We start from the raw sequence: 8,986 nt of genomic DNA on the forward strand, positions 1-8,986 counted from the left end.
TTTCGTGAAGTTTTCGACTCTTAATGAAGCCTCAGACAGATTCTCATCAGAAAACCTGTGAAATAATCGGCACCGATGATGCTGCTCTCTTCTCCCTCACCGCGCTGGCGACTCCTGGGCGGGCTGCTCCTGCCCCTGATGCTGACGGCGTGTGGCAGCACGGCTCCATCGGCTCCATCACCCTCTGCCCCCGCGCCCCTCAGCGTGAAAGGGGCCATCATCTTTCCTCCCCGCGCCGGAAAAGCCGTCTTCGGGAGTGGCACGGGCAGCCAGTTCGTACCACTGGCGCAGACTGAGGTGAAGGACACAGGCGAGTTTGACTTGGTGCTGCCCCCCGACCTGCCGGGCGGCGCGGGGACTCCCCTGCCGCTCGTGCCCGCAGGTCTGTGGGGAGACGTGCGCCGCAGCTTCTGTACCGGGCAGCCCGTTTCGAGTGAACCCACAGCGCAACTGCGCGTCCTCGACCAGGGGCAGTACAGCGTGGGCGGCGTGGTCATCGGGGAACTTTCGCCCATGCCGCAGGCGCTGGCCGGCGAGGTCACGTCGCAGAACCGGGTGCTGATCAACAAGCTCACCACCTATGTGCATGCCGACCGTGCGGTGTCGGTGCGGGGAATGGTGTCCTGCACGCTGGAACGCACCAGCGGAGCGCAGCAACAAGCCACCATCGAGATTCGCTACCAGTTCGAGCGCGGCTGGAACATGGTGCAGGTGCAGACCGAGCAGCCCAGCGACAGCTCCGCCTCGACGACGCTGGCGCAGACTGCACCACTCCAGCCCATGACTTGGCGCTTTCTGGAGGTTCAGCCCCCCAGCGGGCGCTAATCTGCGGCCCATGTCTTCTTGCCGTTACCGTCAGATCACCGAACCCGACTTCGAAGTGTTGCAGGCCCTCGACCTGGAGGCCCAGCGCCGCCTCGCGCCCGACTACGACGCCCTGCCGGAGCGTGAGCGCAGCAGCCGCCTGAGCACCAGCCACGCCGCCCTCAAGTTCTACGAGCGCAGCGAACATTCCTTCGTGGCCGACGACGACGAGGTGCGCGGCTTCGTGCTGGCCCAGAGCGTCTGGCAGGGCGACCGCCCGGTGGTGCTGGTCAGAACGGTCTGCATGGCCGAGGATGCCGGAGACGACATCGTGCGCGGGCTGCTGCGGGCCGTGGTCAAGAGCGCCTACGACAGCGCCGTCTACGAGGTTCACTTTCCCGCCACCCCCGAACTGATGCCCGCCGCCCACGCCGAGGAAGCGCATCTGGTCGCGTCCTACGCGGTGGTTCACCTCGGCACCCGCGCCGAGACGGCCCCCGGTGAGCGGCTGCGGCCCGCCTGAGCACCGGCTCTAGGACACCTCCTGACTGGCATAATGCAGGGATGACTGAACCACAGACCACCCGCGTGCTGCTCGGTGTGCGCGGCATGAACAAGGAAGCTGGAGAAAAGGTCGCGGCGGCGCTGCTGACGATGCCCGGTGTCAGCAAGGCCACGCCCGACGACGGCCAGATCGAGGTGCATTACGACCCCTCGGCCCACACGGTCATGGACCTCGTTCGTACGGTGCGGATGCAGGGCTTTCTGGCCGGGATGCTCTGAGGGTGGCCCTCGGCTACGTCGGCGTGCTGACGGTGCGCCTGGAAATGCCCTGGGTCAGCAACCTCAAGGAAAAACGCGCCCTGGTGCGGCCCGTCGTCGAGCGGCTCAAGGTGCGTTTTCCGCTGACGGTGGCGCGGCTCGACGGCCTCGATGCCCACGACTGGGAAGTCATCGGGGTCGCGACCCTCAGCAACGATTACCAGTGGGTCGAGGAAACCCTGAAAATGGCCGCCGATTACATCGCCGCCGAGGGGCCGTACCGGATTGCGGAAGAAAGCGTGGAAATCACGGTACTGGGCGAAGACGATGAGGACGACCTGGAGGACTGAGGACCGACCCCCAGATTAAGCGCCGAGCAACTCCCGCGCGTGCTTGAGCGCCGCCTCCGACGTGTTGCCCGACAGCATCCGGGCGATTTCGTGGAGGCGTTCTTCGGGTTCGAGCAGGCGGACCCGGCTGACCGTGCGCCCGCCCTGCACTTCCTTTTCGACCTTGTAGTGGTGGTCGGCGCGGGCGGCGATCTGGGCGAGGTGGGTCACGACCAGCACCTGCCGCTCACGGGCCAGTCCCGCCAGTTGCTCAGCCACGGCGATGGCCGCCGCGCCCCCGATTCCGGCGTCCACTTCATCGAAGACCACGCTGGGCGTGTCGGCCCCCAGCACGGTGCTGACCGCCAGCATCACGCGGGAAAGTTCGCCGCCTGAAGCCACGTCGGACAGGCCGCCCAGTTCCTCGCCGGGGTTGGCGGAAAAGCGCAGCAGCACGTCGCTGAGGCCGTAGGCGGCGGGCGTGTCCAGCGGCGAGAGACCGAATTCCATGCGGGCGTGTGGCATCCCCAGTTCGCGGATGACGGCCAGCAGCGCGTCCGCCAGTGGCCCGGCTTCGCGCTGCCGCGCCGTGTCCAGCACCTTCCCGGCCTTCAGCACTTCGGCGTGCAGAGCGTCCACGTCGTCTTGCAGGGTTCCGGCGTCCTGCTCGTCGCGTTCGAGTTCGGCCAGTTCCTCGGCGGCCCGCGCCCCGAATTCGACCACGTCTTCCAGGGTCGGGCCGTACTTGCTTTTCAGCTTGCCCAGCACCCCCAGGCGAGTTTCGACCCGGTCGAGGGCTTCGGGGTCGGCGGCGGAACCTTCGGCCACGTCGCGCAGTTCGCCCGCGATGGCCTGCACGCTGTCGAGGGCCGAGCGCAATTCGGTCTGAAGCTGCGCCACCGTCTCGTCGTACTTGGCCCCGGCGTTCAGCGCCCGCACCGCTTCGTTCAGCATGCCCAGCACGTTCAGGTCGCCGTCGCTGAGCAGTTCGACGCCCCCCGCTGCCGCCTGCGCGATGGTGTGGAGGTTGGACAGGCGCGAAAGTTCGCTGCTCAGCCCCTCTTCCTCGCCGGGGTCGGGGCCGACCTCGCTGATTTCCTGCACCTGAAAGGACAGCAGGTCAATCTGCCGCGCCCGCTCGCGCTGGCTGGCCTGGAGGCGTTCCAGACGGGTCACAGCCTCGCGCCAAGCGCCGTAAGCCGCAGTGTAGCTCCGCATTTCGGCCCCCACCCGGCGGTCGAGCAGGCCGCGCTGGTTGGCGGGCGAGAGCAGGCTGACCGCCGAGTGCTGCCAGTGAATCGTCAGCCGCTCCTGCGCCCACTCCTGCAATTCGCGCAAGCTGACCACCTCGCCCGACAGCCGCGCCGTCCCGCGCCCGGTATGGCTCAGGCGGCGGCTGGCGCTGTCGGCGTCGTCGGTGTTTCCGTCGCCCGCGCCCCAGAAGCCAGTCACCAGCAGTTCGTTTTCCCCCGTGCGAATCAGGTCGTGGTTGGCCCGCCCGCCCAGCAGCAGCCCCAGCGCGTCCACGATGATGCTTTTGCCCGCGCCCGTTTCGCCGGTGAAGGCGCAAAAGCCCCCGCCCAGTTCGAGTTCGAGCTGGGTGATGGTGGCGAGGTTGCGGATTTCCAACCGCGACAGCCGGGGCAGGGCAGGCGCGGCGGCGGGGGCAGGTGGCGTTTTGGGAGAGCGGGCCTTGCGGGTCACGCCGCAGATTTTACGCCCTGAGCCAAGAGAGGGCTAGGGGTTAGGCCGACAGCCGACGAAAGAAAGCCCATTCGCCGCAGGGCAATCGGCTATGCTGCCCCCTATGACCAAGTCCATTCACGACTTTCAGGACGAATACGGGCGCATCACCAGCTGGCCCAGTGACCGCCGCCGCGCCCACCAGCTCGCCATTCTCGACCACCTCAAGAACCTGCTGGAAGCGGGCGTGAGCTACAGCGAGGACGAAGTGCTGGGCCTGCTGCAAGACCACAGCACCCTGGACGACGTGCGCGTGCTGCTGACCGAACTGGTGGACAGCGACTATGTCACCGGGCAGGACGGGCGCTACTGGCGGGCCGATGCCCGTCCGGTGCGCGAGTTCGGGGAGGCCAGTGGCTAAAGCGCCCAAAACCCAGTACGTCTGCCAGAGCTGCGGCTACAGGTCACCCAAAACGCTGGGCCGCTGCCCCAACTGTCAGGCGTGGAATTCCTTTGAGGAAGAAGCGCCGAGCGTGGTCAGCAGCAAGAGCGGCGGCTACGGCGGCATCACGGGCGGCAAACTGACCCCGCTGTCCAGTGTGGGGCGGCGCGAGGAACCCCGCACCCCCTCGGGCATTCCCGAACTCGACCGCGTGCTCGGCGGCGGGCTGGTGGCGGGCGGCGTCACGCTCATCGGCGGCGAACCGGGCATCGGCAAAAGCACGCTGCTGCTGCAAGTGGCCGACAAGGTGGCCTCGCGTGGCGGCACGGTGCTGTACGTGGCGGGCGAGGAATCGCTGGAACAAATCAGGCTGCGGGCCGACCGTTTAGGCGTCGCCGCCGAGTTGCAGCTCACCCGCGACACCCGCGCCGAACACATTGCCGCGCTGATGGAAGAACACAAGCCCGCGCTGTGCATCGTGGACAGCATCCAGACGGTGACGGTGGAAAGCGACGGGGTGGCGGGCGGCGTGGCCCAGGTGCGCGACGGCACCGCCCTGCTCACCCGCGCTGCCAAGGAAACGGGAACGGCGACAGTGCTGGTCGGCCACGTCACCAAAGACGGCACGGTGGCTGGCCCCAAGGTGATGGAACACATCGTGGACACCACCGTTTTTCTGGAATCGGTGGGAAGTTTTCGGCTGCTGCGTTCGGTCAAAAACCGTTTCGGACAGGCAGGCGAACTCGGCGTGTTCGAGATGCGGGGGGAGGGTCTGATAGCGGTAGAAAACCCCTCGGCGGCATTTCTGGCCGAGCGTCCGCTGGGGGTGCCGGGCAGCGTGGTCGCCGCCACCGTGGACGGACAACGGCCCATGCTGCTGGAAGTGCAAGCGCTCGCCTCCAAAACGCCCTACCCCAACGCCCGCCGCGTGGTGGTCGGCCTCGACCCGCGCCGCGTGGACGTGGTGCTGGCGGTGCTGGAACGCCGCCTCGACCTGACGCTGGGCGGGCTGGACATCTACGTCAACCTCGCGGGCGGCCTCAAGGTGCCTGACCCCGGCCTCGACCTCGCCGTAGCGCTGGCGGTGTATTCGGCGGTGGTGGGCCGCAGCCTGCCCGAAAACGTGGCGGTGTTCGGCGAAGTCGGGCTGGCGGGCGAGGTGCGCTCGACGACCATGTCCATCCGCCGCGCCGAGGAAGCGGGCCGCGCCGGGTACGAGCGCCTGATTGTGCCGCCCGGTCTGGACGGGCAAACGGGTGTCAAGAGCGTGGAAGACGCGGTGAAGGCCGTCTGGCGCTGAGCGGCGCCCTCTTCCCTCAACACCCTGACCCCGATTGCTCATGCAACATGAAGGGTTTTCTGAAACAATAGGAAAGTTGCGCTGACAGGCGCAGTTTCGATGTTCCCCGCTGGCCCGGCCCCCCTGCCCCGCTCAGCCCAGGGACGGAGGAGAAGACATGTTCAACCCCCCTACCCTCGAAGACCTGCAAGAAACCCGGCGCGCCAACGAAAAGCTGGTGCTGGCGGCGCTGGAAAGCAAACCCGAATGGGTCGAAACCGAACTCGCCAAGACCACTGGCCTCGCCCTCTCGCACCTGCGTGCCGCGCTCGCCAGCCTGCTCGACCAGGGCCGCGTGCGCCGTCTGCCCGGCACCGGCACCCGCGCCGTCTACGGTCTGGCCGACCCCGGCCTGGCCGACGTGCCCGCCACTCCGCTGACCGAGAACGCCAAGAAAATCCGTGACTATCTGGAAGGTCGCGCCGACTCCGCGCTCTACATGAGCGACCAGCTGCGCCTGACCCGCGAAGAAGTGATGGCCGCGCTGTCGCTGCTCAACGCGCACGGCATGATTACCTGCACCTTCGTGGGCAGCCTCGTCATCTTCCGGCTCAAGGAAACGCCCGGCGCGAGCATCGAACCCGAAGTGTCGGCCAAGCAGGAACGCACCCGCAGCACCGCCAAGAAGCAGGCCCAGAACGCCTGAGCCGCTTTTCCCCCCGCCCCGAAGCCTGTGCCCCAGTGGCCGCTTCGGGGTTTTTTTTGGCCGCCCTGCTATGCTGTAAGCATGAAGCTCGTGCTGGCCGTCATTCAGGACGCCGACGCGCCCGCGCTGATGCGGGGGCTGTCGGCCCAACATTTCGAAGCCACCAAGCTCGCCAGCACTGGGGGCTTTTTGCGGGAGGGCAACACCACCCTGATGATCGGGGTGGACGACACCCGGCTGGACGACCTCAAGCGGCTGATCGGGCAGACTTGCCGCAGCCGCACCCGGGTCGTTCCTGCCAGCGGTCTGGCGGGCGAACACGAGGGGGCCAACACCCAGGAGCCCGTCGAAGTGCCGGTGGGCGGCGCGGTCGTCTTTGTCCTGGGCGTGCAGGAATTCGTCAAGGTCTAGCGCCGTTCCCCGAACTATGAAGGGCGGCGCTGCCCCTGTCCCAGTCCCACCAGAGCCTCGGCCAGCCGCTGGGGGTCATGACGGGCCGTACCCGGGGCGATGAGCGAAGCGTATTCCACCCGGCTGCGCAGATCGCGGCCCACCCCGCTCAGGTTCAGCACCTCGGCCCCCTGCTGGCGGTAGTTCTCTTCCACGTCGGGGTCAATGGGGCCGTTGTTCATCAGCACCCGGTCGGGCGTCCGGCCCAGGTGCCGGGTAATGGCCTCGACATGCCCGTTCAAGTTCAGGCCATCCGTCTCACCGGGTTCGGTCATCAGCGAGGCGACGTAGACCAATGGGGCCGCCGACTCGCGCACGGCGCGGGCAATGTCGGGGGTCAATAGGGCCGGGATAATCGAGGTAAAGAGGCTGCCCGGCCCCAGCACGATCATGTCGGCGTCCCGAATCGCTTCGAGCACCTGGGTCAGCGCCGAGGGATTTTCGGGTTCCAGTCGCACGCGGGCGATGCGCGAGGGCCGAATCTGTTCGGCGAACTTGCTTTCGCCCCGGACGACCCGCCCGTCGGCCAGTTCCGCGACCAACGTCACCGGGCGGGTGGTCGCCGGAAACACCTGCCCACGCACCTTCAGCACCTCGTGAATGTCGCGCATGGCGGTGCCGAGGCCGCCCTGCTCCTCACTCAGGGTCGCCAGCAGCAGGTTGCCGAAGGTATGACCCTCGATGCCCTCGCCACGCTCGAAGCGGTGCAGCAGCAGCCGCGCCAGCACCGGGCTGTCGGACAGAGCGGCGTAGCAGTCGGTCAGGTCGCCGGGAGCCACCATGTCGAGCGCTTCCCGCAGTCGTCCCGACGAACCGCCGTCGTCGGCCACCGTCACCACCGCCGTGATGTTGCTGGTGTGGGCCTTGATGCCGCTGAGCAGGTTGGACAGGCCCGTGCCGCCCCCCACCGCCACCACCCGCATCCCGCGTGACAGGGTTCGGCGCTCGTACAGCACGTTGACCGCCGTTTCAGGAGCCGTGCCCACCCCGCGCAGGATGGCCCGGTTCATCATGGTGATGGACAGCAGCGCCCCGCCCAGTGCCAGCAGCATGACCACGATGCCGACGACATAGAGCGGCATGTACTCGGGACTGGTGAAGTGGTTGAGCCACAGAATCCACTTGGTCGCCAGCGGGTGCAGCGGCCCCGTCCAGGTGAAATGCAGAAAAGCGATGGCCCCCACGAAGGTGCAGATGACGAACATCGTCACCCAGCGTTTGATGCCCAGTCCTGGCTCCAGCCACATGCGGGCGCGGCGGGTGGCTTTCGGCTCGGGCCGGGACGTGGCCTGGGAGCGTTGGGGAGGCGGCGAGGCTCTCACACAGGTGCGCCTTCCCTCTCTCCGGTGACCTCCCGCATGTCGCGGTGGTCCACGACTTCGACACTCAGGTCCGTCAGCTCACGGGACAGCCGCTCGGTGACCGCCACGCTGCGGTGCTGCCCCCCGGTGCAGCCGATCGCCACCGTATAGCTGTGGCGGCCCGACTGCCGCGCCCGCGTGGCTGCCGTCTGCACGAAATCGCGCACCTCTTCGTAGAACTTTTCGGCTTCGGGGTCACGAAACACGTAAGCGGCAACATCGCTCTGTCGCCCCGATTTGCTGCGTAGGGCCGGGTCGTAATAGGGGTTGGGCAGCGAGCGCACGTCCAGCACGAGGTCGGCGTCACGCGGCGGCGAGTGCTTGAACCCGAAACTCATCAGCCGCAGCGTAAAGCTCTGCTCAAGCCGGAAGACCTGCAGCACGCGCTCGGAAAGCTGTTTGGCGCTGAGGGAAGTCGTGTCGATGACGGTGTCGGCAATCGCCCGAAGTGGGGCCAGCAGTTCGCGTTCGCGGGCAAAGTCCACCATCAGCGTCTCGCCCAGCGGATGCTCGCGGCGGCTGAGGTTGTAGCGGCCCAGCAGCACCTCGGCGTTGGCCTCCAGAAAAAGCACCCGCACGTTGTCGTAGCGGCGTGAGAGACGCACGTAGCTCGACTCCAGCGCCGCCAGAAACTCGCGGGTGCGGCTGTCGGTGCTGACCGCCACCTTCTCGATGTTGCTGGCCCGCACCAGATCGTACATGGCCCCCCACAGTTCAGGCGGCAGGTTGTCGGTGATGAAAAACCCCGCGTCCTCCAGCGTTCGCAACGCGGTACTTTTGCCACTTCCCGAAAGGCCAGACACGATGACGAACAGCATGGGAACAGTGTAGAGGGTGCAAGGCATAGACGGGACAATCCCACTAAAAAGCCCCAGCCGGAGCCAGGGCTTGCAGGGGTAATGTGGGTCAGCGCACCTTGGTGCCGCTCGGCAAGTCCAGGCCCGTGCCGACCAGATCGAGGTTGCCCTCGGCGTCCTCGGCGGCCAGAATCATGCCCTGCGACTCGATGCCGCGCAGCTTGGCGGGTTTGAGGTTGGCGACCAGCACCACCTTGCGGCCCACCAGGGCTTCGGGTTCGTACCACTTGCGAATGCCGCTGACCACCGTGCGCGTCTCGTCGCCCAGCTTGACGGTCAGCTTGAGCAGCTTGTCGGCCTTTTCCACCGCTTC

The 8,986-nt window shown here is 67.1% G+C and carries 11 protein-coding genes and 1 pseudogene; 8 read left to right on the top strand and 4 right to left on the bottom strand.

Annotated elements, in window-relative coordinates; genetic code table 11:
* Positions 1–78: 78 nt before the first annotated feature.
* Genes Q4C89_RS05850 through Q4C89_RS05865 form a run of 4 tightly spaced genes read left to right on the top strand, consistent with a single transcriptional unit; the run spans position 79 to position 1,916 of the window.
* Positions 79–825 carry a hypothetical protein gene (locus Q4C89_RS05850; RefSeq protein ID WP_303101668.1) on the top strand — a complete coding sequence of 249 codons (747 nt, stop codon included), beginning with the start codon at positions 79–81 and terminating at the stop codon, positions 823–825.
* A 10-nt stretch (positions 826–835) separates the two neighbouring features.
* Positions 836–1,327 (top strand): DUF1999 domain-containing protein, encoded by a 492-nt coding sequence (locus Q4C89_RS05855; RefSeq protein WP_303101669.1) that lies wholly within the window; start codon positions 836–838, stop codon positions 1,325–1,327.
* Between the two features lie 41 nt (positions 1,328–1,368).
* A complete protein-coding gene (locus Q4C89_RS05860; protein ID WP_303101670.1) occupies positions 1,369–1,587 on the top strand; it encodes a heavy-metal-associated domain-containing protein in 219 nt (72 codons plus the stop codon).
* Between the two features lie 2 nt (positions 1,588–1,589).
* On the top strand, positions 1,590–1,916 hold the full coding sequence (locus Q4C89_RS05865) for a DUF503 domain-containing protein (protein WP_303101671.1): 327 nt from the start codon (positions 1,590–1,592) through the stop codon (positions 1,914–1,916).
* 15 nt (positions 1,917–1,931) lie between these two features.
* Here Q4C89_RS05865 and recN read toward each other — a convergent pair whose 3' ends face one another.
* Positions 1,932–3,599 (bottom strand): DNA repair protein RecN, encoded by a 1,668-nt coding sequence (gene recN / locus Q4C89_RS05870; protein ID WP_303101672.1) that lies wholly within the window; start codon positions 3,597–3,599, stop codon positions 1,932–1,934.
* A 103-nt stretch (positions 3,600–3,702) separates the two neighbouring features.
* On the opposite strand from recN, the gene Q4C89_RS05875 reads away from it, so the two are divergent.
* The 4 genes from Q4C89_RS05875 (at position 3,703) to Q4C89_RS05890 (ending at position 6,416) form a co-directional block, all read left to right on the top strand.
* Positions 3,703–3,999, top strand: coding sequence for a DUF2087 domain-containing protein (locus Q4C89_RS05875; protein ID WP_303101673.1), 297 nt, complete (start codon positions 3,703–3,705; stop codon positions 3,997–3,999).
* The gene (gene radA / locus Q4C89_RS05880) at positions 3,992–5,320 is read left to right on the top strand and encodes a DNA repair protein RadA (protein ID WP_303101674.1); all 1,329 of its coding nucleotides are present in this window, start codon (positions 3,992–3,994) and stop codon (positions 5,318–5,320) included. Before Q4C89_RS05875 ends, radA begins: the two co-directional genes overlap by 8 nt.
* 157 nt (positions 5,321–5,477) lie before the next feature.
* A complete protein-coding gene (locus tag Q4C89_RS05885; protein WP_303101675.1) occupies positions 5,478–6,005 on the top strand; it encodes a transcriptional regulator in 528 nt (175 codons plus the stop codon).
* Positions 6,006–6,086: 81 nt separating this feature from the next.
* A complete protein-coding gene (locus tag Q4C89_RS05890; protein ID WP_303101676.1) occupies positions 6,087–6,416 on the top strand; it encodes a cyclic-di-AMP receptor in 330 nt (109 codons plus the stop codon).
* A gap of 14 nt (positions 6,417–6,430) precedes the next feature.
* Here Q4C89_RS05890 and Q4C89_RS05895 read toward each other — a convergent pair whose 3' ends face one another.
* From Q4C89_RS05895 to Q4C89_RS05905, 3 genes and pseudogenes are all read right to left on the bottom strand, one after another.
* The gene (locus tag Q4C89_RS05895) at positions 6,431–7,777 is read right to left on the bottom strand and encodes a YvcK family protein (protein WP_303101677.1); all 1,347 of its coding nucleotides are present in this window, start codon (positions 7,775–7,777) and stop codon (positions 6,431–6,433) included.
* A complete protein-coding gene (gene rapZ, locus Q4C89_RS05900; RefSeq protein ID WP_303101678.1) occupies positions 7,774–8,634 on the bottom strand; it encodes an RNase adapter RapZ in 861 nt (286 codons plus the stop codon). The genes Q4C89_RS05895 and rapZ overlap by 4 nt, the downstream gene beginning before the upstream one ends.
* 88 nt (positions 8,635–8,722) lie before the next feature.
* A pseudogene (locus Q4C89_RS05905) lies at positions 8,723–8,986 on the bottom strand (methionine--tRNA ligase); the annotation flags it as partial.

Source organism: Deinococcus sp. (genome assembly GCF_030523985.1).
Classification (GTDB): Bacteria; Deinococcota; Deinococci; order Deinococcales; family Deinococcaceae; genus Deinococcus.

Coding starts and splice junctions, on each gene's coding strand:
- rapZ (WP_303101678.1), bottom strand. CDS start 8,634: ATGCTGTTCGTCATCGTGTCTGGCCTTTCGGGAAGTGGCAAAAGTACC.
- Q4C89_RS05855 (WP_303101669.1), top strand. CDS start 836: ATGTCTTCTTGCCGTTACCGTCAGATCACCGAACCCGACTTCGAAGTG.
- Q4C89_RS05860 (WP_303101670.1), top strand. CDS start 1,369: ATGACTGAACCACAGACCACCCGCGTGCTGCTCGGTGTGCGCGGCATG.
- Q4C89_RS05885 (WP_303101675.1), top strand. CDS start 5,478: ATGTTCAACCCCCCTACCCTCGAAGACCTGCAAGAAACCCGGCGCGCC.
- Q4C89_RS05875 (WP_303101673.1), top strand. CDS start 3,703: ATGACCAAGTCCATTCACGACTTTCAGGACGAATACGGGCGCATCACC.
- Q4C89_RS05890 (WP_303101676.1), top strand. CDS start 6,087: ATGAAGCTCGTGCTGGCCGTCATTCAGGACGCCGACGCGCCCGCGCTG.
- Q4C89_RS05850 (WP_303101668.1), top strand. CDS start 79: ATGCTGCTCTCTTCTCCCTCACCGCGCTGGCGACTCCTGGGCGGGCTG.